This window comes from Zobellia uliginosa (assembly GCF_018860745.1).
Classification (GTDB): domain Bacteria; phylum Bacteroidota; class Bacteroidia; order Flavobacteriales; family Flavobacteriaceae; genus Zobellia; species Zobellia uliginosa_B.
The window spans coordinates 937,206-963,212 of sequence record NZ_JAHKPY010000003.1 but is presented as its reverse complement, the minus strand read 5'-3'; the positions used below and the strand labels follow the sequence as shown (position 1 = coordinate 963,212).

The window sequence follows — 26,007 nt, the reverse complement described above, 5'->3', positions numbered from 1 at the left end:
AAAATTAATTGTCAAAAGGTCTTTGGTCCTCCTTTTGAGGTTTTGATTTGGCTATGGCTATAGAATTTATGAGGTCCTGCATGTTCATGTTCTTTAGTTCCTCATCCATAAAAAAAGGGGAGAGTTTATCATGGTTATAGCGGTAAACTTTCCATCGTTTTAAAGAATATTCAAGTGCTGTTAGGTTTTCTACCCAATCCCCCGAATTCAAATACATACAAGAACCTTTGTCCGTTTCATGTCGATTTTTCTTAGGTTGGTGAATATGACCGCAAATCACATAATCGTAGGTGTTCTCAAGAGCAATGTCAACAACAGATTTTTCAAAATGAGCAATATAATCCAGACTCTTTTTGCTGTTCTTTTTTATCTTCTTTGAAAATGAATATTTGTCTTTACCTCTTTTTTTCAACAACCAATTCAAAGTACGGTTGGCCATAAAGAGTAGCGCATAGCCATAGCCTCCAAACTTAATGAACCACTTTGCATGTCGTATTGAAAAATCAAATATATCCCCATGAAAAAACAAGGCTTTTTTACCATGTAATTCCAATACCAACTTATTCATAACGTGTAAATTACCTAATGAAATCCCTGCGAATCTGCGCATCATATCGTCATGGTTTCCGGTAATATAATAAACCTCTACACCTTTCATGGAAAGTGTTATGATTTTACGCAGTACTTTCATATGAACCGTAGGGAAGTAATTTTTGCCGAACCGCTTTATATCCAAAATGTCACCATTTAGAATAAGCGTTTTAGGTTGTATACTGCTTAAATAGGTAAGTAACTCATCTGCATGACATTCATAGCTACCCAAATGCACATCGGAAATTACAGCTATGTCTATTTTTCGTTTTTTCATAATCTATAGGTGCGTTCTATTGTATAAGGAATTTTAATTCTCTTAAAAAACAAATGGAAATGGGGCGGAGCCACTTCCTCTCTAAAACTCTTGTGGGGATATACAAATAAATTAAACACATGTAAAACGAACGTGAATTGGATGATACCAATTGATATTGAAAACATTAAATTATCATTAAGTGTCATATAAAACGAAGTAGGGAATACCGTTGGGCTAATTTTGTGGTAACTGATTTAAGATTTATCTTTACCGCTAGCATAAACGGTAAACCAAGTTCTTGAGAACCACTTAAACAATGATTTATTTGGGGTTTTTTAAACCAGGATAAATTCGGTTTGCCAATCACTAATTTTTAACTTTTTAGAATGGCAGGAAATTCTTTTGGAACCCTATTTAAACTCTCTACTTTTGGAGAATCTCATGGTGTAGCAATAGGTGGTGTCTTAGATGGTTGTCCCTCAGGAATTGAAATAGATTTTGAGGCCGTTCAGCATGAGCTTAATCGTAGGAAACCTGGTCAATCTGCTATCGTTACCCAAAGAAAAGAACCGGATACGGTTGAATTTTTTTCGGGAATATTCGAAGGGAAGACTACAGGCACGCCAATTGGTTTTGCTATTCACAATACTAATCAGAAATCTCACGATTACACACATATTAAGGATTCTTACAGACCATCTCATGCAGATTATGTTTATGACCAAAAATATGGTTTTAGGGATTATCGTGGTGGCGGTCGTAGTTCCGCTAGGGAAACAGCAAGTAGGGTAGTGGCTGGAGCTTTGGCCAAACAATTTGTTTCCGATATGAATATCAATGCCTACGTATCTCAAGTAGGCCATATGAAAATGGAAACTCCTTATCAGGAATTGGACTTTTCGTTAATAGAATCCAACCCTGTGCGCTGCCCGGACCTAGAGATGGCAGCAAAAATGGAAGGATATATTAAAGAAATACGTAAGGAAGGAGATACCATTGGTGGTATTATCACTTGCGTGATACAAAATGTACCAATTGGACTTGGCGAACCTGCTTTTGACAAGCTTCATGCAGAATTAGGCAAGGCTATGCTTTCTATAAACGCGGTAAAAGGATTTGAATATGGAAGCGGCTTTAATGGAGTTGCTATGAAAGGCAGTGAGCATAACGATCAATTTAACCAAGATGGGACTACAACCACCAATAACAGTGGTGGTATTCAAGGCGGTATCAGTAACGGAATGGATATCTATTTTAACGTTGCTTTTAAACCAGTAGCTACTATAATTCAACCCTACCAGACTATTGACAAGGAAGGTAATTTTGTGCAGACAAAAGGTAAAGGTCGCCATGACCCATGTGTCGTACCACGTGCCGTACCCATAGTTGAGGCTATGGCTGCATTGGTAATGGCGGATTTTAGCTTGCTAAATCGTACAATTAAGGCAAATTCGTAATCAATTTATTGGCAATTCATTAAATCCAAAGGTGATTTGTAGGTTGTTTTTCTGCTTTCAAATCAAAAGCGGTATATTACTTGCTTAAACCTTTGATGCATGCAAAAATTGGAATTACACTGGAGGATACTGATCGGGATGATCTTAGGTATTCTCTTTGGTTTTGGAATGACTTACGTGGAATGGGGCAAGGATTTTGTGCTAGACTGGATAAACCCATTGGGAACCATCTTCATTAAGCTCTTAAAGCTTATAGCTGTTCCTCTAATTTTAGCTTCGCTCATAAAAGGAATTTCCGATTTAAAGGATATATCAAAATTTAAGAATATTGGTCTGCGTACTATCGGGATTTACATGGGTACAACCACCGTAGCCATTATTCTAGGGCTCGTTTTAGTAAATATTATGCAGCCAGGAAATGGTATTTCCGAAGAGACTATAGATAGACTTACGTCTACTTATGCCACTGATAGTAGTATTACGGCAAAACTTGAAGAAGCATCGCGACAAAAGGAAAGTGGTCCTCTAAAATTCTTAGAAGATATGGTCCCTGACAACGCCGTTAGTGCGCTAGGGAACAACCAGTTGATGCTACAGGTAATTTTCTTCACTATTTTTATGGGAATATCCATGTTGCTCGTAGGCGAGAAAAAAGCTGAGCCATTAAAAAACTTTTTTGATTCACTAAACGATGTGGTCTTGAAAATGGTGGATTTAATTATGCTTTCAGCACCCTACGCAGTTTTTGCGCTACTGGCAAATGTAGTTGTTTCATCAAGTGACCCTGAAATTTTACTAGCCCTTCTAAAATACGCAGGCGTAGTGGTTCTTGGTCTTCTGTTAATGATTGTATTTTACTGTATTCTCGTATCGGTATTTGCCAAGAAAAACCCTTTTTGGTTTATAAAACAATTAAGTCCTGCCCAGTTGCTCGCTTTTTCCACAAGTTCTAGTGCTGCAACATTGCCCGTAACTATGGAACGGGTTGAGGAGCATATTGGTGTAGACAAAGAAGTATCAAGTTTTGTGCTTCCCGTAGGGGCTACCGTAAATATGGACGGAACAAGTCTCTATCAGGGAATCGCTGCGGTGTTCATTGCACAGGCATTAAGTTTTGACTTGCCTTTAACAGCTCAGCTAACCATTGTCCTAACAGCCCTTCTTGCTTCTATTGGTACTGCGGCCGTTCCTGGAGCTGGAATGGTAATGTTAGTAATTGTGTTGGAGTCGGTTGGTTTTCCTCCTGAGAAATATGCTATAGGCTTGGCTTTGATATTTGCGGTAGACAGACCTTTGGATATGCTTAGAACAGTAGTAAATATAACAGGTGACGCCACAGTTGCTACGATTGTTGCAAAATCAGTAGATAAACTACATGATGACCCTAAAGCTCAAAATTGGGATGACCATCTAGATGAAGTCTCCTAGAAATTCAGTAAAACAAGTTCAATCTTACCATAAAATTTCACAAAGGACAATTATTCTTAATTGTCCTTTTGTCTTTCTTGTTTTTTAGCTTCCCTACGATTTTGTCGTTCATCTTTACGGTCTTGCTTGCGCTCCTCCTTGGTCTGTTCGTTATCAGCAGCCTTCTCGGCATCTTCAAAACTAATATCATTATCAACCACCCCTTTAAAGGCTTGTATCCATGCATTTTTAAAAATGTTGGTTATCGTTGGCCAAATTTTGGTGCCCACGTTGTTCAAATCTCCCTCAATAGGAATTTTGGTAGCGAGAGTATCATTTTTCTGATTTTTTAGCACAAACTTGAAGAAACCTACGAACCCCTCCCATAGAGTCTCTATAAATCCATCTTCTTTTCCCACAAGCTTGCTATTCTTGATAATGGGTTTCATAGAACCCTTAAGGTAACCATCAGCAATAGCCAATTCTCCGTAAATTTCGAATAACCCACTATCAAAATCTATTTCCGCATAGTATTTAGTGAAATCATTCAATGCTTTTACATCGGCATCCGTGATGGAAAACGCTATATCCATATCAGGAACTTCTTTAACTAGGTTCATCTTTCCGTCCATTACCATTTTACCTTTTCCTATGGAAGTAGCCGTAGCATTAAGCTGAGAGGGAAGTGTGCGCTTCTTTTGAACTACATTCCTAAGGTTGGTAGCTGTAAGGTTGATATTATGAAGGTTTAAATCAATATTGGGGTCTGCTTGTAATTGAACAAAAGCAACGGTACCATCCGTAATCGTCAGATTATTGATTTCGATTGGAACCAAATCGGTTAAGGCCTTGGTCCAATCCTCTACTTCAGGTTCGGTGCCTCCACTTTGCTGGTCTTCAAAAACATATATTATCTTTGGTTGATGCATTTCTAACTCACTCACTATTTTCCCGTTTAGGAGCGCGTTCCATTCTATAGAAATATCCGTTTGCTTAAAATCAAGAAACGGAACTTTAGAGCCAGCCTCGACTTTGCTTAACTCTAAGTTGTCAATTACATAGGCGCCGCGGTACAGAGCAATATCAATATCATCAACATGACCGTAATACCCGGGAATATCCGCTAGCACATCGTTTACGTATTTCTTTACTAAAACCGGCATTAGCAGTCGCAAGGCAATAAGTAAAGCAATTATGCTTATTGGAATTATATATCTCTTTTTCTTAAAACCTCTTTTATTTTTACCCTTCATAGTCCAGTGATTAATTACAAAACTCGGGTATTCCAACCACGTTGAGTATTCCATTTACATAAAACACTAGCTCATAAAGGGTTGTGATGTAGTATAATAATAAAGACCGGTTAAGAAGAGGAAGAGAAGAAAGCTACTTTATTTAATCTTACTGAGGGATTTTAGAGAAATTTTGAGTTTAATTCTGGGGAGGGAATCATACATTCCTGCTTTTTACCATACCATTTATAGCGATTGCGAGCAATAAAATCGTATACGATATCTCGTAGACTACTGGGAATCCATTGTAATATAGCTGAGATACCCTTATAACCTTTCAACTTTTTTCCAATTTCAAGTGCTGCATCGGATTTGATGTAGAAAGCAACTCCCGGATCAATTAAAATTATGGAATCAATATTAGAATCATCAATATTTCTCTCGGCAACTAATTGTTTGCCAATTTCACTTTCTAGTGCGGCAAAACGGAAAACATCTTGTTCATCCCGTTTAATGATAAACTGAACAGCACCATTGCATAAGTTACAAACACCATCAAAAAGCACTATTTGTTTCGAATTTTCCACTGTATAAAGTTAATATAGCATATTTTGCCAGCTTGAATAAGGTAATTAAATTAAAATCATTCACTACTTCACGCGCTCCACAAGTTCTAATTGGTCTACACTTACATTAGTCGTAAAAATACCGTAGTTCACAATGGCTTTATTTTTTTCAAGGTTGTCAATAGACCCCACAGCTTTACCATCTTGCATACGTACACGATCACCCACCTTAAAAACAGGACGCGGTTTATTCTTTTCTTTAATAATCGCCTTTTTCTTTTCTACTATCTTTTTCTTTCTAATAACCTTGACCTCCTTTTGGACCTCCTGAGTAACTTGTGCCTTTTTAGTGCGCTCCACTTTAGCCTCTTTGGCCGTTTTCTTTTTTCGTTTACTATTCTCAGTTTCAACAATGCGCAATAGTTCGGAAACCAACGGCCGTTTCTTTTTATCGATAAAATAGCGGTCCGCAGCCTTATCAATTTTATTTCCCAACTGTACCATACGCTGGTCATGGTCATATAATTCCTGATAATTTTCTAATTTGCTCTTTACTTTAGCATTCAACTTTTCTAATCGAGTAGCCTCCTCTCGTGCTTTAGCCTCCTCTTCTTGAAGCCTAGAGCCAGTCTGCGCCATTTTACTGCGTTCCTTTTGAAGTTTGGCTATGGTAGCGTCAAAACGGACCTTGCCGCGCTCTATCTTCTTCTTTGCCTTGTTGATTAAACTATAGGGGATTCCGTTCTTTTGGGCCACCTCAAAAGTGAACGAACTACCGGCTTCCCCCAATACCAATTGAAAAGTTGGCTCTAAAGTTTTGCTATTGAAAACCATATTGGCATTAGTGGTATGCGGCAACTCATCCGCCAAGGCCTTAAGGTTCGCATAATGCGTTGTTATGACTCCATACGCACCACGCTCGTAGAAGACTTCTAAAAAAGCTTCGGCGAGAGCACCTCCCAATTCTGGGTCACTACCAGTACCGAATTCATCAATGAGAAAGAGGGTCTCATCGTCACATATCCGTAGAAAGTTTTTCATGTTCTTTAAACGGTAGCTATACGTACTAAGATGGTTTTCTATGGATTGATTATCACCAATATCCGTTAAAATCGTATCAAAAAAACACACAGAACTTCTTTCATGAACGGGAATTAGAAGTCCAGATTGAAGCATTACTTGAAGTAGTCCAATAGTTTTTAGGGTAATACTTTTTCCTCCTGCATTTGGCCCACTGATAACAATAATGCGATTATCCGATTGCAATTCTATAGTCTGCGGGTACGTTTTGGCACGTTCCAATTTATTGCTCAAGTAAAGTAAAGGATGAAAAGCATCTCGTAGATAGAGTCGTTTTTCATCATTGATTTTTGGTAAGAGTGAATTGGTATCCCTTGCATACGAAGCTTTAGCGGCCGTAATATCCATGTGCGCGAGGAAATCTTGATATTCTGCCAATAACCATGCATAAGGCCTTATTTGATTTGTAAGCTCGTTCAGAATACGTTGGATTTCTTCCTTTTCATCATATTCTAAATTATTCAACTCTCGGCTGTACTTCAAGGTGGCCTCCGGTTCTATGTAAACGATGCTTCCTGTTTTGGAGGTGCCCATTACCGTACCTTTTACTTTTCTACGGTACATGGCCTTTACTGCCAAAACCCTACGGTTTTCTACAACAGACTCTCTTATATCGTCTAAATAATCCGAACCATGATAGGTGTTCAATGCCGAAGCAAAGCTTTGGCCTATTTTGCCTTTTACATGGTTCATTTGGCGACGAATATCAAAAAGCTTGTTAGAAGCCCTATCCTTCACCTCTCCAAAACGGTCTATGACCACATCGATTTGTTTTGGTATTTCGGTATTCAATTCAACCTTATCTGAAACTTCAAAAAGTAGAGGGTAATATTCCCTGAATTTTTTCAAGAACTTTTTAAGGGAAGTTATGGTAGTACAAATTGTACCTATTTTTTTGAAACTAGAGACTTCAAGAGTTGTGTTTTCTATTCTAAGTAGCTGAAGTTCTTTGTTTATGGCGTCAAACCCGTGCGTGGGAATACGATTTTCGCTAACGAAAGACGACAAATACTCTGCGGTTTGACCCAAAATATCAACCGTAGTCTCTTTATCGGCAATCGGAGCGATTTCCAACGCACGCTCTTTCCCTAGTTCCGTTGAACAGCGGGCCGAAACCTGCTTCAATACCGTAGGAAATTCTAAGTCTTGTACTGTTTTGGAGTGAATATTTGCCATTATTAAGTAATTGCGACGGCAAAGGTAGGCAATGGTAGCGAGATGTGAAATTCGTGGAGCTTACAGCAAAAGCAACTCTTACTCAATTCGCCTTCCTTGTGTAGTAAATGAAAGGCCCTGCTGGGACATGGTAGAATTCATTACACCCTCAAAAAGGGGTTCTGGAGTACCCTTGGGCACCTTCCATTCTATAAGAAAATTAGAACCTGTACCGCCCTCAATATCAATCTCATCTATAATAATTTCGGTAGTTTCCATTGGAGCCAAATAAATGGGGTGTTCAAAATAAGTGCGGACCGCTTTACCATGTGTATCAAAATATTCGGCCTTTGTTAAATAAACCGTGTCTTTATCACTTGTATTTCTTAAACTAGCCATAGCCGTAAGATTATGGGTCTTATGCTCAGATATACTGTATATCTGGGAGTAAATGGATAGATAGGTTTTGCCATACTCCAATGAATCTTTGTCCGAGATATCAATCTTACGTTTTGACCAATTTTCAGGATTAATGGAGCTTATTTCTTTTTTTTTCGGAATACAGCTAAAAAGTAAACTCACCATCAATAGGGATAAAACACAGTTTTTCATTTTCTACGGTATTTAAAGCAGACCTTTCTTAGTCAATGCACTATAAATTTTAGGTAATTTTGAAATTGATGAACAAACACGGGTACTTTTAAAAGATTTTATCTAAAGGTAACATCTATTTCAAACACTTATCCTTGCTATACAAAAATGATAATAATAAATGACAGTACAAATACATGATAGTTGGTTAAACGCACTTTCTCAAGAATTTGAAGAGCCCTACTTTACAGAATTGATTCGGTTTGTCAAAAAAGATTATACGGAACACGCTTGTTATCCTAAAGGCAAGGACATATTTGCTGCTTTTGACCATAGTCCTTTTGATAAGACAAAAGTGGTAATCATAGGGCAAGATCCCTATCATGGTCCTAATCAAGCAAACGGACTCTGTTTTTCCGTAAAAGATGGAATTCCACACCCACCTTCTTTGCGAAACATTTTTAAAGAGATTGAAAAGGATTTAGGAAAACCGTATCCCGAAAGCGGAAACTTGGAACGTTGGGCCGATCAAGGCGTTCTGTTGATAAACGCTACGCTTACAGTACGCGCTCATGAACCCGGAAGCCATCAAAAAAAAGGGTGGGAAACTTTTACGGATGCAGTAATCAAGAAATTATCTGATGAAAAAAAAGGTATAGTTTTTCTTCTTTGGGGTGGATTCGCCAAAAAGAAAGCTAAGCTGATCAATCAAAAAAAACATCATATTTTAACTTCTGGTCACCCTTCTCCATTGAGTGCCAACCGTGGTTATTGGTTTGGAAACAGACATTTTAGCAAAACCAATGATATATTAAATAGCAAAAGTCTAAAGCCAATCGATTGGTAATTTCATAATTATTTAGAATTACATACGCTCTATAGAAGGGTCTAAATTACAGAGATAATGGGCGAATACTCATTATTTGAGTAAGATAAATACTACTACAAATATGTGTTGATTGTAATCCTATATTTTCTCTTATTTTAAATCTTTTCGTGCAATAAATTATATTTTATCCTAATAAATTATATTTCTGACACATCTATTATACTGAAAATATGTATGTTACGAATAGATAAGTACCTATTTTGGATTATGCAATAAATCTTTTATTAGTTAACCTATTTAGTTAAAATTTCCTTAATTTTATAAAAAAAGTTTTAACATCAAAAAAACCTTAAACTAATACCAAAAAAAAAGCATGAAAAATTTAGAAAAATTGAACTCCATATTATTAGTGGATGATGATGAGATAAACAACATTTTACATTCAGTCTTTATCAATAAGTTGGATTTAGACATAGAAGTGAATACAGTAGTAAATGGCCAAGAGGCTATTGATTTTATATTGTCTGAGAAGGAAGATGAATTAGTGCTACCCTGTATGGTGATGCTTGATTTGAAAATGCCCGTTATGAATGGATGGGAATTTATGAAAGCCTATGAAGATTTGGTTCCAAAAGAGTTGAAAGATCAGATTACTATTGTTCTAGTTACTACAAGTGATGACCAAGAAGATAGAGATAAAGCTATGATCAATGAATTTGTAGACGATTTTTCTCAAAAACCATTATCTGATGAAACCTTTAAACAATTGATTCAAAATAATTTTAATCTAACTGCGATTTAAGAATTTCAATTTATTTTAATAGGTCACCGGTTGAATCTTCGGTTTAAGATGTAAATACTCCTGCCATTGGTAGGGGTAGAGCACATCTGCCATTTCAGAGCTTTCATGACTAGATATTATTTTAAGGAGGTAGTGTTTTCTGCTTCCCGACAGTTGGGCGTTTTTTTCAACAGACTTTCTTTTTACCATGTACTTGGCAACCGTATTTTGGAATTCTAATACCTGTTCTGCCCGCATTACCAATCTTTGCTGATATTCTGCTGTTATATCTTTTGCTTCCTTGCGAATATTTCTATCTATTTTCAGGGCATAAAAGGTTTGCGCTTGACTGAACGAAACACTGAATAAAAACAATATAAAAGCTACAAACCGAGATTTGTTCAAAAGTTTAGCCTTCATTTTATACAGAATTAATTAAACTTCCGTTTCCTATTTCTCTATAAAATTAAAAGCAGATGGAATAAACTGCAAGGGGGAAATGCTAAAAACTTTGTAAAATTTCCTCTGACTTTAACTTTTTGTTAATCAACTTTAAGTTGATGAGTGTATCTTGCACCCTATCAATTACTTGAAAACTCATTTGTTGCTGTCCCCAACGAGTTATTTTTAACCATTCTTGAATATCTTGTAGCTGCTGTTGGTATCTATTTGCTAAGGTCCTATCTATGCTTGGAATTTGCTTGAATTCCAAGGTGTAGTTGTTTATGACTTCCAGTATATGCTTTAGAGTATCTTGTTCCGTAGTTATGAACTTTTGCGTGGCCGCAACAACAAAACATGGCCAAGGTGTTGGACAATCTCCAAGACGTCTAAAAATACCGTTATCCACTAATGGCTTGGTCGTAAAATGTTCCCACATAAAATAATCAGCTGTACTTTCTGTTAAGGCATCAACCGCCCCATCTAGGTTGTTTATGATTTCGAACTTTAGGGTGTCTGTTGACCATCCTTCGTTTTGAGCGTTTACAAAGGCCATTAAGTGACTTCCGCTACCCAATCGGCTAATGGCAGCTTTGGTACCTTTTAAGTCGGCAATGGTCTGATAATTACTCTTTGCTCCAACATGAATACCCCATTGCAACGGAGTAGAAATATATTCCTGTACGATTTTTGAAGGATTTCCCTCAGTAATACTTTTTACTAACCCCTCTGTTAAGATAATAGCCAAATCAGTTTCTTCGGACCGTAGCATCTGACACATTCTACCGGTACCTTCAGGAACCTCCGCCCATTGTAAATCTATTCCTCTCTCTTCAAAAGCACCTTCCTCTATGGCCATATGCCAAGGCAGGTTAAAATGTTCTGGTACGCCTATAATTCTAACTTTTTTCATGTTTGGGTATATTCTGGTCGGTAAAATTAAGGAAAAATGACTAGTGATAGTGATTATTATAATAGCAATAGCAAGCCTAAACAATCCTTTTCCGGGGTTTATCCAACTTGTGTTTTAAATATTCATAAATGACGTATTGGGAGCGAATGGAGTCATTTTTACCGGTTAAAACCAATGCATTGCTATTTTCAGCATCCTGAATCCGAGCTTTCACCGTATCATTTAACTGAAAATCTAGAATATCTTTTAGCTCATTAAAAATATCAGTATCTAAAATAGGTGTCAGCACTTCAATTCGTCGGTCTAGGTTTCTGGTCATCCAATCGGCTGAGCCAATGTACATTTTCTCATCTCCGTTGTTATGAAAGACATATATACGCCCATGTTCCAAATAACGATCTACAATACTAGTTATGATGATGGGCTCGCCACCTTTTGGTAATTCTTCTGCAGTTTTAGGAATCAAACAACAAAATCCACGAACTATAAGGCGTACTTGCACACCTGCTTCACTAGCACGGTAAAGAGCATCTATCATAGTTTGGTCTTCCAAGCTGTTCATTTTTGCAGTAATACGCGCTGGCAGCCCTGCTTTACTGTTTTTAATCTCAGCTTCAATAGACTTTAAGAATACGTTTCTAGTGTTGAAAGGTGAAACGAGGAGGCGTTTTAGTTTAGGAATAATCAAGTGACGTTCCAACGTCATAAACACCTGATTCAAATCTTCAGTAATTTGATTGTCAGCCGTGAAGAGTCCGTGATCGCAATAAATTTTTGAAGTTTTGGAATTGAAATTCCCTGTACCAATATATGCGTATTTACGAATGGAATTCTTTTCTGTCCGTTCTACTAAAGCAATCTTAGAATGCACTTTAATATTGGGCACACTAAAATAAACCTTTGCACCTTTATCTTTAAATGTCTTACCCCATTCAATATTGTTCTTTTCATCAAAACGGGCTTTCGCCTCAACGAACATGGTTACTTGCTTCCCATTTTCAAGTGCTAAAAGTAAGGCATCCGTTAACACTGAGGCTTTTGCTATTCTATATAATGAAATTTTGATATGAGTCACAGAATCATCCTTTGCCGCTGCAGAAATAAACTGTTCTACCACGTCAAAACTTTGGTAGGGAAAATGCACCAATTGATCTTTCTTGCGTATGCAGGAAAAGATGTCGCTGGTATATGATAAAACCGGGTGTGCTAGAGGCCGCTGTGTTTTGTAACTTAAACTAGGATTATTAGTTGGGTTGTTCAAGCTAAAGAAATCCGAAAGATTGTGATAACGTCCTCCAGGAAAAAGGTCTATGGTACTTATGTTCAATAATTTTTTAATAATCAACCTATAGGAGTCGGGCATATCCGCATCAAAGAGCAAACGCGTAGGCTGTCCAGATTTGCGTTGATCTAAAGCATGATAAATTTGATCCGCTAGGGGTGTATCTCCATAATCGTCTTCTAAGTAAAGTTCAGCGTCTCTGGAGAGTTTTATTGAAAAACTAGCTTTGATGGTCCCGGCAGGCAAAAGCTTCTCTAAATACAGTTTAACAATATCATCTAAAAACATAATTAAGTGACTATCACCAGGAAGCTGTATAAAACGGTCATGTTTGTTTGATGGAATACGAACAAATTTACAGTCACCATTTACTTGGACTACAAAAAAATAAAGGCCTCCGTCTTCCAGTTTTGGCTGTACTGCCGCGTTTATAACATCGCAATCCCCCGAAATTTCATTGAAATATGCATCTAGAAACTCTTTTTGGTAAGCATTTAAGTCTGTACCTGTTGAAAAATGGATGTCCTCCTTTGCAAGCTCCTGAAAGATTTCCTCCATGATGTTTCCAAATCGTTGCTGTTGCTCATCAACGATACTTAGAATTTTTTTCAAGGTTTTGTTTGAGCGGACAACCAACTTTTTTCGAATTGATTTATCTACAGACTTTAATTGGCGTAGTTGCGAAACACGAACTTGAAAGAATTCATCCAAATTAGAAGAGAAGATGGCCAAAAATTTTAGCCGTTCCAAAAGAGGGGTAGAGGGGTTGGCAGCTTCCAGTAGTACCCTTTCATTAAAAAACAACCAATTAACATCACGATGTTTATATAACTCTCTATCCATAGCCTACAAAAATAACCAATCGTAAGCTCCTGAATCTAAAATTAGTGTTAACTCATTTATGAAGTGGTGAGCTTTTGCAAAGTGTATTTTATAAGTTCTTCTGTTGATTCTGTAGGTTTAGTACTGAATTCTCCACTAGCTCTGTTGGCTAAAATACAATTCATGGAAACCGCACGGTGACCAAGTAGTTTTGCAAGACCATAAATGCCGGATGTCTCCATTTCTAGATTAGTAATCTTGACATTTCCATATTCGAAAGATGCTAATTTTTCTTGAAGATCGTTATCACTTAGTTTCAATCTCAAAACTCTGCTCTGTGGGCCGTAAAACCCAATATTAGTAACTGTAGTACCTAATCGTATACGATTGGAAAGCAACCTTTTTCCTAATGTTTCAGAATACTTTACCACATATGGTACCGATTTGGAAGGAGCCCAGGCAGTATGGGCCACAAATGCTTTGGACACCTCTAACTCTTGAATTGCTTCACTATCATAAAAATGTAATAAACCGTCAAGACCCATAGCAAACTCACTCATCAAAAATGAATCGATGGGAATATCCGAACGAATAGATCCCGAGGTACCGATTCTTACGATATCTAAAACGGTTCTATTGGGTTTGAGGGTTCTGGTATCAAAATCAATATTGACCAATGCGTCCAGTTCATTGAAAACGATATCAATATTATCCGTACCAATTCCTGTAGACACCACTGAAATTCGCTTACCGTTTAGCATACCCGTATGAGTATGAAACTCGCGTTTGCCTTTTTTTAATTCAATGGAATCAAAAAACTTGGAAACCGTGCCAACGCGGTCCGGATCACCAACCGTAATTATAGTTTGCGCAATGTCTTCCGGTAATAAATTTAAGTGGTAAATGCTCTTATCAGCATTTAGGATAAGCTCAGAGGGGCTTAATTGCATGTAGTTACAACTTTAAAATTCTGTTAGCTTCAGTGTTGTACAGAAAATTGTATTTCAATGCACCGCCTAGGTACACATCATTATCCTGAATACAAGAATAGTAGCTTGTTTTATTTTCAAGAATCTCTTTTCCTTTCTTAGTAAGTTTTACCGGGTTAAATGAAGAGAACAACGGTTTTAATCTTCCTAAAGCTCGGTCATATTGCGTATCGGCAAAACCCAACAACCCTTGATTCTGAAGAATCTGTTTCATAAAGGCTCCTTTGGAGGCAGGCTTCTTATCAATGGCCAGCTTAAGAATAGTATTCTCCATCTCGTTAAGTCCGTTTTTAATACTTGGAAAACGATGTAAATGCGTGCGAACGGCATCCCCTAAATAATTGAACTGGAATTGCCCAAAATCAGATAAATTTTCTAATCGAATAGGATTGTCACTACAATACAATTGCCAGACATAATCTGCATACTCAATATCATCTTGTGTCAACTCAATTTTATTATCGTAAAGTTTCTGAAGTTGCTCATTGCTTAACTCATTAAGGCTGTACATCTTATCCGTATTGTCTTCTTTACCGCTACAGACTAATGAAACTTGGGCGTATTTACGATTGGTTTTTAACCAACTGAGCACGGCAATCATATTTATTTGACAAAAAAGATCGTACTCAAACCAGAGTACGATCTCATCTTGTTGTTTATGATTACAAAGGGAACGGTATTCTTTTAAGGTTTTTTCAATAAACCATGATTTGGATACCTTGTAGTTCTTATTCAAAAATTCAAAACGGGCTTTCCAGAAGGACTCACTACCTACATTGGTGAGCGTTTTACCTTCGCAGAGCATCTCACGCCATGTGATGATGTCCCCCTTAAGTTTTAATGATTTTAATTTATCTGTAAAACTATCTCCGTTGGTGATGTGTAAAAGGGAACTCATTTAGGGTCTGAATTAGGTTCTAGAGAATAAAAGTAATACTTAATGGAAAAAAAGCAAAAATAATTAACACAATAACGAAACAATTCTAAATCTATTGTGAGCACCCGTATTTAAAGGGCTCATCCGCCGACTCGCTTCACAGAAAAGCCTTTTTCTTTTAGCATTACCATTATTTTATCTCGATAGTCGCCCTGAATTATGATTTGTCCGTTTTTAAATGACCCTCCTACACTTAATTTGGTTTTTAGCTCCTTAGCCAACTTCTTAAAGTCACTTTCCGCACCATTATACCCTTCTAATATCGTGATAGGTTTGCCCTTTCGCTTCTCATATTTACAAATGATAGGCTCATCCTGCAACCAGATATCGCTTTTTTCTTCCAAAGGTATTCCTGTTTCCTCCGGTTCGTGCTCTGGAAAAAGGTTTTTAAGTTGATCTTGTAAATCCATCCTTATGCCTTTATAAGTCCTAAATCAATCAAACGCTCATGTAAAAACGATCCAGCGGTAATGTCCTCAAATTGTTTTGGATGCGCATCATCTACACAATTATCTAAACAATTAAGCGGCATTTCGCTTATGGGGTGCATAAAAAAGGGTATAGAGTAGCGAGAAGTACCCCAAAGTTCTTTTGGTGGGTTCACTACTTGATGAATGGTAGACTTCAATTTATTATTTGTTAGTCTAGACAACATATCGCCCACATTAATCATTAGTTGATCCGGCCTCGCAATTGCATCTACCCATTCTCCTTCATGATTCATTACTTGAAGTCCACGTCCGTGAGCACCCATAAGCAGGGTTATAAGATTAATATCTCCGTGGGCAGCCGCGCGTACGGCGTTCTTAGGTTCTGATGTAATAGGAGGGTAATGAATAGGGCGCAATATAGAATTCCCGTTCTTAATATAATCATCAAAGTAAGTTTCTTCTAAATCTAGGTGTATAGCCAAAGCCCTAAGTACATATTTAGCTGTTTTCTCCAACATTTGGTACGTTTCCTTTCCTACGGCATTAAACGCAGGCAACTCTTTCACTATAACATTATCCGGATATTCAGCTTCTAACTTGGGATTGTCATGCACATACTGTCCAAAATGCCAGAACTCTTTTAGGTCGCCTTCTTTTTTTCCCTTAGCGTGTTCCTTGCCAAATGAGGTATAACCTCTCTGGCCGCCAATTCCTTCAATCTCATAATCGTCCTTAACATCTTGCGGAAGGTCAAAGAATTTTTTTATCTCATCATACAGATTCTTTACCAAGTCATCCGATAAAAAATGCCCACTCAAGGCTACGAAACCAATGTTCTCAAAAGCAGAACCTATTTCTTTTATGAACTTCTCTTTTCTTTCAGGGTTATCGGAAACAAAATCTTGTAAATCTACACTGGGTATTGCACTCATGCCGTTGCTTTATAAATTTTATCAAAGTTAATAAATAATGACCAACTATTATATATAACAATCCAGACGCTAGATGTGGTATTTTTGCTACTTTTATCTACCAAAGAGGAAATTACACCCCAATAATTTTATGCAATACGATAAAAGGAAATTAAACGAACAAACCTTATTTAAACTCTATAAAGACTTACAAAGACCCCGTATGATTGAAGAGAAAATGCTAATTCTCTTACGACAGGGCAAAATTTCCAAGTGGTTTAGCGGCATAGGGCAAGAAGCAATTTCCGTTGGAGTCACCAATGCACTTCTTAAAGACGAGTATATCCTTCCAATGCATAGAAACCTAGCGGTTTTTACTACGCGTGGTATTCCATTGCATCGTCTTTTTTCTCAGTGGCAAGGTAAAATGAATGGATTTACAAAGGGTAGGGATCGCAGTTTTCATTTTGGTACACAAGCGTACAAGATTATAGGGATGATTAGTCACCTTGGTCCTCAACTAGGTGTTGCCGATGGTATAGCATTGGCTGAAAAACTCAAAAATAACCAAGCGGTTACGGCTGTATTTACTGGAGAAGGGGGCACTAGTGAAGGTGATTTTCATGAAGCTGTAAATATAGCTTCCGTATGGGATTTACCGGTCATCTTTTGCATAGAGAATAATGGTTACGGACTATCAACTCCTACAAAAGAGCAATATAACTGTAAGGATTTAGCGGATAGAGGTCTGGGTTATGGAATAGAATCGTATACGATTGACGGGAATAATGTTTTAGAGGTTTATACGCGTATTACTGCTATTGCTAAAGATCTTCGTGCAAATCCACGGCCGGTTTTAATTGAATTTAAAACCTTCAGAATGCGTGGACATGAAGAAGCTAGCGGCACCAAATATGTTCCTGAAGAACTAATGAAGGAATGGGAAAAGAAAGATCCTATATCTAACTATGAAAGGTTTCTTTTACAAGAAGGGGCGCTCAGCCAAGAAACAATAAAAGAACTAAAAGTTGAAATTGAAACCGAAATCAATGATAACTTAAAACTTGCTTTTGACGAGCCCGAAGTTGAATCAGAGCCTGAACAGGAACTTTTTGATGTGTACGCTCCTTTTGAGTATAATGAAACTAAGCCGGGAAATATTGTTGAACATATTAGATTGGTCGATGCTATTTCCAAAGGACTAAGACAATCTATGGAAAAACATACCGATCTTGTAATTATGGGGCAAGATGTGGCGGACTATGGTGGGGTTTTTAAAATTACGGAGGGCTTTGTTGAAGCTTTTGGAAAAGAACGGGTGCGGAATACGCCCATTTGCGAAAGCGGAATTGTTTCCACCGCAATGGGACTCTCCATAAAAGGGATGAAAGCAGTTGTGGAAATGCAATTTGCAGATTTCGTGAGCAGCGGGTTCAATCCGGTAGTGAACTATTTGGCCAAATCCCATTACCGTTGGAACGAAAAAGCAGATGTTGTCATTCGCATGCCTTGCGGCGGCGATGTGGGGGCAGGGCCGTTTCACTCTCAAACCAATGAAGCTTGGTTTACCAAGACACCGGGTTTAAAAGTGGTTTACCCAGCTTTCCCTTACGACGCCAAAGGATTGATGGCTACTGCTATAAATGACCCTAATCCTGTTCTCTTTTTTGAACACAAAGCGCTGTACCGTAGTATTTATCAAAATGTACCTGCAGATTACTACACCCTTCCTTTTGGGGAAGCTGCTCTATTGAAGGAAGGTGAGGATATCACCATTGTGTCTTATGGAGCAGGAGTGCACTGGGCATTAGGGGTTTTAGAAAAAAATCAGGATATTTCTGCAGACTTAATTGATTTGCGCACGTTGGCTCCTTTGGATATGGATTCTATCTACGCATCCGTGGAGAAAACAGGTAAACTTATCATATTACAGGAAGACAGTTTGTTTGGTGGCATTGCCAGTGATATTTCAGCCTTGGTAATGGAAAACAAATTTCAATATTTAGATGGGCCTATAAAGCGTGTGGCAAGTATTGAAACTCCTATTCCCTTCGCTAAAAATCTAGAGGACAACTACTTACCTAAAAACAGGTTTCTCAAAGCCTTAAAAGAATTATTAGTGTACTAGGTTATTGAGCAAATATCTTGGCTTATAGAAGCGTCATTAAGGAAATGAAATCGGTATTTTTGTGGTATTAATAATTGTTTAACGGTTGAAGGACAACAATGCTATTGTCCATACCGTATATATGCAAACCTTAAATCAAAACTATGATCAAAAACAGTGTAGTAATGCTAGCACTGGCTGTGATATTGGGATCATGTTCCATATCAAAAGAAGTGCGTAATGAACGTAAAACAATAAATGGTAATTGGGTGTTGGAACATGTAGGATATGAAGGCAGCGAAGGTACTTTTAAATCCATGCTTTTTGATGATGCCAATGGATTCTGCTTTGAAGGGAGCACATGGTACTTTTTAGAGAATAATAGTACGGGAAGTTACACTATACCTACTACCAATAGTGTGTGTTCTGGTGGTGTTAGGAATATAAGATGGTCCGTTCTCGAAAACGAAAGCGGTAATGATAAACTTCAATTTAAATACATAGACGAAAAGAAAAAGGATATTTATGGTAGAACCGGTTATCGTCTAGACATCGTTTCCTTAACGCCATCTCAAATGACTTTAAAATCAGATGTAAATGTTGATGGTAGTCCCGTATCTGTAGTTTATAAATTTTCAAAACAATAAAATTATAGTCACATGAAAAAAATAGCTTTTAAATCAATATACATCATTATGGCCATGAGCATGGTTGTAGGTTGTAAAACGATTCAAAATTCAAATAGTAAACAAAAAGGTGCTGTTATAGGTGCAGGTAGTGGCGCGGCCATTGGTGGTGTAATAGGCAACAATGTTGGAAGCGGAAACAATACTGTTCTAGGCGCTATTCTTGGTGCTGCTATTGGTGGTGTTGCGGGCGGATTTATCGGTGATCGTATGGACCGTCAAGCAGAACGTATTGAACAAGAAATTCCTGGCGCGGAAGTTAGTCGTGTTGGGGAAGGAATCAACGTAACCTTTAATGAAGATGCCGGTGTTTATTTTGACACGAACAAATCTGATGTAAAAGGTACTTCTCAAACTACACTGAACAGTATGGCTCAAATCTTAAAGGATTATCCAAAATCCAATGTTTTAGTAGAAGGACATACCGATAGTGCTGGGCCAGATGAGTATAACATGACGTTATCCAAACAAAGAGCAACTTCTGTTACCAATTACTTAATTTCACAAGGTATTGATAAAAGCCGATTGGAAACTAAGTGGTATGGTGAAAATCAGCCAGTTGGCGACAATACTACCACGGAAGGTAAAGCTAAAAACAGAAGAGTAGAACTAGCTATTGTTGCTAGCGAAGCCCTTAAACAAGAAGCGAAACAACAAGTAAAAGGATAATGGTTCTTTGATGAGCCAATCCTATTAATGAAAATACCGACAAATAATTGTCGGTATTTTTTTTGTCCAAATTCACTATCTTTCCTTAGTGAAGCATTATGATATAATCATTATTGGGGGAGGTTTGGCCGGATTAACAGCGGCAATTCATTTGGCAAACGCAGGTCACGGTATTTTGGTTTTTGAAAAAGAGCCATATCCACATCACAAGGTATGTGGCGAGTATGTTTCCAATGAAGTACTACCGTATCTTAAAAGCTTAGGGATAAATTTAAAAGACCATAAAGCCGTTTCAATTGACACTTTAAAATTTTCATCCGTCAAGGGTATAGTTTTAGAGACTAAATTACCTCTAGGCGGAACTGGCATTAGTCGTTATGTTTTTGATGATCTGCTCTACAAAAGAGCAGTAGCCTCCGGAGTTAGCTTTATTTTTGAAGGTGTGAGTTCTATAAATTTTAAAACCTTTGTTTTTAAAGTAGTTACGGTTAATAATAAACAATTCACTTCAAGAATTACAATAGGGGCTTATGGTAAAAGAAGTTCGCTGGACAAACACTTGAAACGTAATTTCATTAACCGAAAATCATCTTGGCTAGCAGTAAAAAGTCACTACAAATTGGATAGCTTTCCAGAAAACCAGGTTGGTCTTCATAATTTTAACGGTGGGTATGCAGGTCTATCCAAAACAGAGTCTGGGGCTATTAATTTCTGTTATCTAACTTCATATAAAAGTTTTCAAAGAGAAAAAGATATTGAGCGCTTCAATACACGTGTGGTTAGTAAAAATGCCATTTTAAAAAATTTTTTAAACCTAGCGAAACCTTTGTTTGAATTACCTCTAACCATTGCTCAAATCTCTTTTCATCCCAAGAAACCTGTTGAAGGTCACGTTTTAATGTGTGGTGACACTGCAGGACTAATACATCCACTTTGCGGTAATGGTATGGCCATGGCCATACATAGTGCTAAAATAGCCTCGGAGCGGATAGATTTTTTTTTGAAAGAAAAAGAACCGAATCGAAATAAGCTGGAACGGGAGTATCGTGAGGAATGGAGCCGAACTTTTAAAAAACGCTTATGGCTTGGAAGACAGTTGCAAAAATTACTTTTAAATCCTACGGTATCCCATTGGGGAATCACCTTGGTTGCCAAACAACCATGGCTTTTAAAACAATTAATTAAAAATACACACGGGCAACCTATACAATAATGATCGATTTCAACAAACGATGTGCCGATACCGAGCTAATGGATGATTTATCGCTCAATAAATCACACCTCAAACAAATTTTATTTGATATTGATAGTGCAAACCGTTTCTTGAACGGAAATAATCTTACAATACAGGCTATACATGAACTAATTAAAGGGCTGAATCAAAAATCATATACGATTTTAGATATGGGTTGTGGTAATGGAAGTATGCTTAGATCTATAGTTTTGTGGGCAAGAAAGCATTCTATTTTATTTGAATGTACTGGAGTGGATCTAAATGAAAAAAGCTTGGCTATTGCGCGTGAAGAATCTTCTGATTTTCCTGAAATCCGTTATATAAAACAAGATATCTTAGAATTGCAACCAGATGAATTGCCATGCGATATTTTACTGTGTACCCTTACCGTGCACCATTTTAATAATGAACAGATTCCGCAGTTCTTGAAGCAGTTTTCAAAATTGAGCCGTATCGGGTTTATTATTAACGATTTGCATAGAAGTCCACTGGCTTACCAACTTTTTAAAGTCTTTAGTGCTATTTTTATGCGGACCGATATTGCTAAAAAGGACGGTCTTACATCCATACAAAGCGGATTTAAAAAGGAAGAACTGAAAAGCTTTTCAGAAAAAATTCCGGAGATGGAACATAATATTGCCTGGAAATGGGCCTTTAGATATGTATGGGTTGCCCAACAAAAACGACCGATTTAAATATATGAATGAAGTTAGAATAGTGAAAACGGTCAAGCAATTGCCCGACTACTGTAAACCAACCGAAGAAATTTTGCCGTTTGTAAATCTATGGCTCTCTGGCCAAGAAGACCGTTACCGGCGCAAGGTTATAAAGATTTTTGAAGGTGCTGCTGTAGATAAACGCTATAGCATTATGAAACCCGAAGAGGTTTTTATTGCTACTTCATTTCAGGATAAGAATACGATTTATGTACGTGAGGTTAAAAAGCTAGGAAAAAAGGTTTTAGAAAAAGCCTTAAATCAGACCAATTGGCAGGCAGATTCTTTAGATTATATTATTACGGTAAGCTGCACCGGCATCATGATTCCTTCTTTAGATGCTTTTTTGATAAATGACTTGGGGTTACGGCAAGATGTAGTTCGGCTTCCGGTTACTGAAATGGGCTGTGCGGCAGGTGTATCCGGTTTGATCTATGCACATAATTTCTTAAGATCAAATCCAGGAAAGCGTGCTGCCGTTATTGCGGTTGAAAGCCCTACGGCTACGTTTCAGTTGCATGATTTTTCTATGGCCAATATGGTAAGTGCCGCTATTTTTGGTGATGGCGCCGCTTGCGTACTCTTATCCTCTGAGGAAAATGCAGTAGGCCCCAAGGTTGTGGGTGGTGAAATGTATCACTTTACTGATGCTACCCATATGATGGGTTTTGATTTAACTAACCACGGGCTTAAGATGATATTGGATATTACCGTGCCCGAAACGATAGCTGAACATTTTCCGGATATCGTACATCCGTTTTTAGAAAAATATGGGACTTCCATTGAGTCCGTAAACCACTTGATTTTTCATCCTGGTGGCAAGAAAATAGTTCAGACAGTTGAAGCCCTTTTTGGAAAAATGGGTAAGAATATAGATGATACGCGCGAAGTATTACGCCAATACGGGAATATGAGCAGCGCAACAGTGCTATATGTTTTGGAGCGCTTTTTAGAAAAAGATATAAAAGAGGGCGAACAAGGACTTATTTTAAGTTTTGGCCCTGGTTTCTCTGCTCAGCGGGTATTGTTGGAATGGTAAACGGGATTAACAAGAGTGAAGATATATGAAAAATCAATGGATACTTATTCTTGGTGGAAGTAGCGGACTAGGATTGGCCACTGCTAAAAAAATGGCCCATCACGGATATCATATTGCTATCGTCCATAGAGATAGAAGGGTTGATTTGGAAGCTATCAATTCCCATTTTAAAGAGATTACTTCCAAAGGGGTTAAGCTGGTCAACTATAATATTGATGCAACAAATCCCAGCAAAAGAAAAGATACGGTCGATAGATTGAAATCGACTTTATCCAATTCCGGTAAAATCAAAATGTTGGTGCATAGTATCGCTAAAGGAAGTTTAAAACCTATGGTTTCGGAAAAAGAAAACACCTTAAACCAAAACGACATAAAAATAACTCTAAACGCCATGGCTTTAAGCCTTTACGATTGGACAAAAGAATTGTTCGAAGCGGACTTATTTGTAAATGATAGTCGTATAGTAGCATTTACTAGTGAAGGTAGCAATAAGGCATGGAAGGGCTATGCAGCTGTATCGGCAGCCAAAGCTACTTTGGAAGCATTAACACGTAGTATTGCCTTGGAATATGCTTCAAAAGGTTTGAAAGCGAATTGTATTCAAGCAGGGACTACCGAGACCAAAGCATTTACAATGATACCCAATAGTGCTGTTCTAAAGCAAAGGGCTTTAGAACGAAATCCAAATAATCGGTTGACCATACCCGAAGATGTGGCCAATGCCGTTTATGTATTGAGTATGGAGGAGGCTAAGTGGATTACCGGTACCATTGTTAAAGTGGATGGCGGGGAGAGCTTGCGCTAACCCTCCCTTCGACTGCGCTCATGGAGGGTTCTGGCAAATGCTGCGCTCAGGGAGGGTTCTGGAAAATGATGCGCTCAGGGAGGGTTCTGGAAAATTCTGCACTCAGGAAGGGTACGGAAAAGGGCTGCTCTCAGGTAGAGTGCTGGAAAAGGGCTGTGCTCCAGATGGACACTGGAAAAGGCTATGCTCAGAGAATGGATGGGGAATGAATCTGATTTTGTGGGTTGTTTTATAAGGACTTTGCCTTCGGATTTTCTCTTACAATGCTTTGTGTTTATTGTATTAGGTGATTTTCTAAATAGTAACATGTTATAGCTTAAAAGAATGACGAAATCAGATATTATAGATGCATTACCTTACGATGAGCCATTTTTGTTCGTTGATGAAATACAGGAAATCAATGCGGATGGGGTAGTAGGTACGTATTTATTTAAGGAAGATGCTACATTCTATAAAGGGCATTTTAAAGACTTGCCTGTAACGCCAGGGGTACTTTTGACTGAATGCTGTGCGCAGATTGGCGTGGTGTGTTTGGGTATGCAATTGTTAGGTGAAACAGCAAATTTTACATCAAAGGGTATGCAGATTGGCATGAGTAGTACGCATATGGAGTTCTTGCTTCCAGTAAAACCGAATGAAAAGGTGACGGTTAGCTCCGAGAAAGTCTATTTTAGGTTCAATAAATTGAAATGTAAGGTTAAAATGCATAATTCAGCTGGAGGATTGGTTTGTAAAGGAGAGATATCGGGGATGTTTAAAACAAATGCGAATGCGTAGGCGTGTGGTTATAACAGGAATGGGTGTTTGTGCACCTAATGCAATTGGCCTTGATGCATTCACCTTGGCCATGAAAAGCGGCAAAAGCGGCGTTCGTTTTCAGTCCGAATTGAAAGCGCTTGAATTTGTTTGTCAGATTGCCGGAAAACCTGAATTGACAGATGAACTTTTGGCCCGGTATTTTACACCTTTACAACTGCGGGGGCTTTCTGCTACCGGAATCATGTATGGCGTCATGGCAGGAATAGATGCTTGGAAAGATGCCCAATTACCAATTGCAGAAAAGGATAAGCCGGATTGGGATAGTGGCATTCTCTTTGGCTCTGGAACTTTGGGAGTAGATAAATTTCATGAGGCTATTCATTTAGTGGATGAAAAGAAGGTCCGTCGCTTGGGAAGTACAACGGTTATTCAAACTATGGCCAGTGGGGTTAGCGCTTATTTAGGTGGCATTCTTGGATGTGGTAATCAGGTTACAACTAATTCTTCTGCTTGTACCACAGGTACGGAAGGGGTTTTAATGGGTTATGAACGCATTGCTTACGGAAATGCAGAACGAATGCTTGTTGGTAGTTGCAGCGATAGCGGACCATACGTTTGGGCCGGTTTTGATGCCATGCGCATTCTTCCTAGATATTATAATGATAATCCTGAAGTGGCCAGTAGACCAATGAGTGCATCTGCTTCAGGTTTTGTTCCGGGAAGTGGGGCAGGGGCCTTGGTTTTGGAATCCTTACAAAGTGCCATGGCACGTGGAGCTCGTATATATGCGGAAGTCTTGGGGGGGGCCATCAATAGCGGGGGTCAACGTGGAGAAGGTACAATGACCGCCCCAAATAGTGAGGCGGTACAACGCTGTATTTCACAGGCAGTCCAAAATTCAGGTATTGACAATGATGCTATTGATGTCATAAACGGACATTTAACGGCCACGGCAAAGGATGCGCTGGAAATTAGAAACTGGAGTACTGCCCTGAAGCGCTCTGGAATCGATTTTCCCTATATCAATTCGTTTAAAAGTCTTTTTGGGCATTGTTTGTCCGCTGCGGGAAGTATAGAATGTGTGGCTGCGGTACTTCAATTTAAAGAATTACAGGTGTTTGGAAATATAAATTGTGAAGACCTTGACCCGGAAATCACAAAAATTATAAATGATGAGCGAATACCACAAAAAACCATATCACATCAACCTGAAATCATTGCAAAAGCAAGCTTTGGTTTTGGGGATGTAAATGCTTGTGCTATTTTTAAACGGTATAAAGATTGATTCGCTCTAGCCGACCAGAAAATAATCGACTTA

General features: G+C 38.1%; 25 protein-coding genes. 13 read left to right on the top strand and 12 right to left on the bottom strand.

Translation table 11 applies throughout. The features are described from left to right. Positions 1-4: 4 nt before the first annotated feature. Positions 5-868, bottom strand: coding sequence for a UDP-2,3-diacylglucosamine diphosphatase (locus KO521_RS07945; RefSeq protein ID WP_215939360.1), 864 nt, complete (start codon positions 866-868; stop codon positions 5-7). A 368-nt stretch (positions 869-1,236) separates the two neighbouring features. On the opposite strand from KO521_RS07945, the gene aroC reads away from it, so the two are divergent. Both aroC and KO521_RS07935 read left to right on the top strand, forming a co-directional pair. Then, on the top strand, positions 1,237-2,307 hold the full coding sequence (aroC, locus tag KO521_RS07940; RefSeq protein WP_215939359.1) for a chorismate synthase: 1,071 nt from the start codon (positions 1,237-1,239) through the stop codon (positions 2,305-2,307). Positions 2,308-2,406: 99 nt separating this feature from the next. Beyond that, positions 2,407-3,735, top strand: coding sequence for a dicarboxylate/amino acid:cation symporter (locus tag KO521_RS07935; RefSeq protein ID WP_215939358.1), 1,329 nt, complete (start codon positions 2,407-2,409; stop codon positions 3,733-3,735). Positions 3,736-3,791: 56 nt separating this feature from the next. Here the strand turns inward: KO521_RS07935 and KO521_RS07930 are convergent, their stop codons facing one another. From KO521_RS07930 to KO521_RS07915, 4 genes are all read right to left on the bottom strand, one after another. After that, on the bottom strand, positions 3,792-4,967 hold the full coding sequence (locus KO521_RS07930) for a DUF748 domain-containing protein (protein ID WP_215939357.1): 1,176 nt from the start codon (positions 4,965-4,967) through the stop codon (positions 3,792-3,794). A 161-nt stretch (positions 4,968-5,128) separates the two neighbouring features. Then, a complete protein-coding gene (locus KO521_RS07925; protein WP_215939356.1) occupies positions 5,129-5,533 on the bottom strand; it encodes a thiol-disulfide oxidoreductase DCC family protein in 405 nt (134 codons plus the stop codon). 63 nt (positions 5,534-5,596) lie between these two features. Further along, positions 5,597-7,768, bottom strand: a complete 2,172-nt coding sequence (locus KO521_RS07920; protein ID WP_215939355.1) for an endonuclease MutS2 — start codon at positions 7,766-7,768, stop codon at positions 5,597-5,599. 78 nt (positions 7,769-7,846) lie between these two features. Further along, positions 7,847-8,359 (bottom strand): DUF3124 domain-containing protein, encoded by a 513-nt coding sequence (locus KO521_RS07915; protein ID WP_215939354.1) that lies wholly within the window; start codon positions 8,357-8,359, stop codon positions 7,847-7,849. 160 nt (positions 8,360-8,519) lie between these two features. On the opposite strand from KO521_RS07915, the gene KO521_RS07910 reads away from it, so the two are divergent. Together KO521_RS07910 and KO521_RS07905 are read left to right on the top strand one after the other, a co-directional pair. Beyond that, positions 8,520-9,185, top strand: coding sequence for a uracil-DNA glycosylase (locus KO521_RS07910; RefSeq protein WP_215939353.1), 666 nt, complete (start codon positions 8,520-8,522; stop codon positions 9,183-9,185). A 373-nt stretch (positions 9,186-9,558) separates the two neighbouring features. After that, a complete protein-coding gene (locus KO521_RS07905) occupies positions 9,559-9,969 on the top strand; it encodes a response regulator (protein ID WP_215939352.1) in 411 nt (136 codons plus the stop codon). 15 nt (positions 9,970-9,984) lie between these two features. On the opposite strand, the gene KO521_RS07900 is transcribed toward KO521_RS07905, so the two are convergent. From KO521_RS07900 to KO521_RS07870, 7 genes are all read right to left on the bottom strand, one after another. Beyond that, entirely contained in the window at positions 9,985-10,368 is a 384-nt protein-coding gene (locus tag KO521_RS07900) for a hypothetical protein (protein ID WP_215939351.1), read from the bottom strand. An 82-nt stretch (positions 10,369-10,450) separates the two neighbouring features. Then, positions 10,451-11,302 (bottom strand): substrate-binding domain-containing protein, encoded by an 852-nt coding sequence (locus tag KO521_RS07895; protein WP_215939350.1) that lies wholly within the window; start codon positions 11,300-11,302, stop codon positions 10,451-10,453. Positions 11,303-11,378: 76 nt separating this feature from the next. Further along, the gene (gene ppk1, locus KO521_RS07890) at positions 11,379-13,427 is read right to left on the bottom strand and encodes a polyphosphate kinase 1 (RefSeq protein ID WP_215939349.1); all 2,049 of its coding nucleotides are present in this window, start codon (positions 13,425-13,427) and stop codon (positions 11,379-11,381) included. 56 nt (positions 13,428-13,483) lie between these two features. Next, positions 13,484-14,356: a nucleoside phosphorylase gene (locus KO521_RS07885; protein ID WP_215939348.1), complete on the bottom strand. Its 873-nt coding sequence runs from the start codon at positions 14,354-14,356 to the stop codon at positions 13,484-13,486. A gap of 4 nt (positions 14,357-14,360) precedes the next feature. Then, positions 14,361-15,293, bottom strand: a complete 933-nt coding sequence (locus KO521_RS07880) for a DUF1835 domain-containing protein (RefSeq protein ID WP_215939347.1) — start codon at positions 15,291-15,293, stop codon at positions 14,361-14,363. Positions 15,294-15,412: 119 nt separating this feature from the next. Beyond that, positions 15,413-15,742 carry a translation initiation factor gene (locus tag KO521_RS07875; RefSeq protein WP_215939346.1) on the bottom strand — a complete coding sequence of 110 codons (330 nt, stop codon included), beginning with the start codon at positions 15,740-15,742 and terminating at the stop codon, positions 15,413-15,415. A gap of 2 nt (positions 15,743-15,744) precedes the next feature. Beyond that, entirely contained in the window at positions 15,745-16,695 is a 951-nt protein-coding gene (locus tag KO521_RS07870) for an isopenicillin N synthase family dioxygenase (RefSeq protein ID WP_215939345.1), read from the bottom strand. Positions 16,696-16,825: 130 nt separating this feature from the next. On the opposite strand from KO521_RS07870, the gene KO521_RS07865 reads away from it, so the two are divergent. From KO521_RS07865 to KO521_RS07825, 9 genes are all read left to right on the top strand, one after another. Further along, positions 16,826-18,802, top strand: a complete 1,977-nt coding sequence (locus KO521_RS07865) for an alpha-ketoacid dehydrogenase subunit alpha/beta (protein WP_215939344.1) — start codon at positions 16,826-16,828, stop codon at positions 18,800-18,802. A gap of 143 nt (positions 18,803-18,945) precedes the next feature. Then, positions 18,946-19,428 carry a lipocalin family protein gene (locus tag KO521_RS07860; RefSeq protein WP_215939343.1) on the top strand — a complete coding sequence of 161 codons (483 nt, stop codon included), beginning with the start codon at positions 18,946-18,948 and terminating at the stop codon, positions 19,426-19,428. A 12-nt stretch (positions 19,429-19,440) separates the two neighbouring features. Then, the gene (locus KO521_RS07855) at positions 19,441-20,136 is read left to right on the top strand and encodes an OmpA family protein (RefSeq protein WP_252729930.1); all 696 of its coding nucleotides are present in this window, start codon (positions 19,441-19,443) and stop codon (positions 20,134-20,136) included. Positions 20,137-20,224: 88 nt separating this feature from the next. Further along, complete coding sequence (locus tag KO521_RS07850; protein WP_215939342.1) at positions 20,225-21,349, top strand: NAD(P)/FAD-dependent oxidoreductase; 1,125 nt, start codon at positions 20,225-20,227, stop codon at positions 21,347-21,349. Beyond that, positions 21,349-22,065, top strand: a complete 717-nt coding sequence (locus KO521_RS07845) for a methyltransferase domain-containing protein (RefSeq protein WP_215939341.1) — start codon at positions 21,349-21,351, stop codon at positions 22,063-22,065. Before KO521_RS07850 ends, KO521_RS07845 begins: the two co-directional genes overlap by 1 nt. A 4-nt stretch (positions 22,066-22,069) precedes the next feature. Next, positions 22,070-23,125 (top strand): type III polyketide synthase, encoded by a 1,056-nt coding sequence (locus KO521_RS07840; protein ID WP_215939340.1) that lies wholly within the window; start codon positions 22,070-22,072, stop codon positions 23,123-23,125. Between the two features lie 25 nt (positions 23,126-23,150). Then, the gene (locus tag KO521_RS07835; RefSeq protein ID WP_215939339.1) at positions 23,151-23,930 is read left to right on the top strand and encodes an SDR family oxidoreductase; all 780 of its coding nucleotides are present in this window, start codon (positions 23,151-23,153) and stop codon (positions 23,928-23,930) included. A gap of 324 nt (positions 23,931-24,254) precedes the next feature. Next, the gene (locus tag KO521_RS07830) at positions 24,255-24,707 is read left to right on the top strand and encodes a 3-hydroxyacyl-ACP dehydratase FabZ family protein (RefSeq protein ID WP_215939338.1); all 453 of its coding nucleotides are present in this window, start codon (positions 24,255-24,257) and stop codon (positions 24,705-24,707) included. Then, positions 24,700-25,974, top strand: coding sequence for a beta-ketoacyl-[acyl-carrier-protein] synthase family protein (locus KO521_RS07825; RefSeq protein ID WP_215939337.1), 1,275 nt, complete (start codon positions 24,700-24,702; stop codon positions 25,972-25,974). Before KO521_RS07830 ends, KO521_RS07825 begins: the two co-directional genes overlap by 8 nt. Positions 25,975-26,007 lie beyond the last annotated feature (33 nt).

Coding starts and splice junctions, on each gene's coding strand:
- KO521_RS07865 (WP_215939344.1), top strand. CDS start 16,826: ATGCAATACGATAAAAGGAAATTAAACGAACAAACCTTATTTAAACTC.
- KO521_RS07875 (WP_215939346.1), bottom strand. CDS start 15,742: ATGGATTTACAAGATCAACTTAAAAACCTTTTTCCAGAGCACGAACCG.
- ppk1 (WP_215939349.1), bottom strand. CDS start 13,427: ATGGATAGAGAGTTATATAAACATCGTGATGTTAATTGGTTGTTTTTT.
- KO521_RS07855 (WP_252729930.1), top strand. CDS start 19,441: ATGAAAAAAATAGCTTTTAAATCAATATACATCATTATGGCCATGAGC.
- KO521_RS07885 (WP_215939348.1), bottom strand. CDS start 14,356: ATGCAATTAAGCCCCTCTGAGCTTATCCTAAATGCTGATAAGAGCATT.
- KO521_RS07935 (WP_215939358.1), top strand. CDS start 2,407: ATGCAAAAATTGGAATTACACTGGAGGATACTGATCGGGATGATCTTA.
- KO521_RS07835 (WP_215939339.1), top strand. CDS start 23,151: ATGAAAAATCAATGGATACTTATTCTTGGTGGAAGTAGCGGACTAGGA.
- KO521_RS07840 (WP_215939340.1), top strand. CDS start 22,070: ATGAATGAAGTTAGAATAGTGAAAACGGTCAAGCAATTGCCCGACTAC.
- KO521_RS07845 (WP_215939341.1), top strand. CDS start 21,349: ATGATCGATTTCAACAAACGATGTGCCGATACCGAGCTAATGGATGAT.
- KO521_RS07945 (WP_215939360.1), bottom strand. CDS start 868: ATGAAAAAACGAAAAATAGACATAGCTGTAATTTCCGATGTGCATTTG.
- KO521_RS07895 (WP_215939350.1), bottom strand. CDS start 11,302: ATGAAAAAAGTTAGAATTATAGGCGTACCAGAACATTTTAACCTGCCT.
- KO521_RS07920 (WP_215939355.1), bottom strand. CDS start 7,768: ATGGCAAATATTCACTCCAAAACAGTACAAGACTTAGAATTTCCTACG.
- KO521_RS07870 (WP_215939345.1), bottom strand. CDS start 16,695: ATGAGTGCAATACCCAGTGTAGATTTACAAGATTTTGTTTCCGATAAC.
- KO521_RS07860 (WP_215939343.1), top strand. CDS start 18,946: ATGATCAAAAACAGTGTAGTAATGCTAGCACTGGCTGTGATATTGGGA.
- KO521_RS07825 (WP_215939337.1), top strand. CDS start 24,700: ATGCGTAGGCGTGTGGTTATAACAGGAATGGGTGTTTGTGCACCTAAT.
- KO521_RS07915 (WP_215939354.1), bottom strand. CDS start 8,359: ATGAAAAACTGTGTTTTATCCCTATTGATGGTGAGTTTACTTTTTAGC.
- aroC (WP_215939359.1), top strand. CDS start 1,237: ATGGCAGGAAATTCTTTTGGAACCCTATTTAAACTCTCTACTTTTGGA.
- KO521_RS07910 (WP_215939353.1), top strand. CDS start 8,520: ATGACAGTACAAATACATGATAGTTGGTTAAACGCACTTTCTCAAGAA.
- KO521_RS07830 (WP_215939338.1), top strand. CDS start 24,255: ATGACGAAATCAGATATTATAGATGCATTACCTTACGATGAGCCATTT.
- KO521_RS07930 (WP_215939357.1), bottom strand. CDS start 4,967: ATGAAGGGTAAAAATAAAAGAGGTTTTAAGAAAAAGAGATATATAATT.
- KO521_RS07880 (WP_215939347.1), bottom strand. CDS start 15,293: ATGAGTTCCCTTTTACACATCACCAACGGAGATAGTTTTACAGATAAA.
- KO521_RS07900 (WP_215939351.1), bottom strand. CDS start 10,368: ATGAAGGCTAAACTTTTGAACAAATCTCGGTTTGTAGCTTTTATATTG.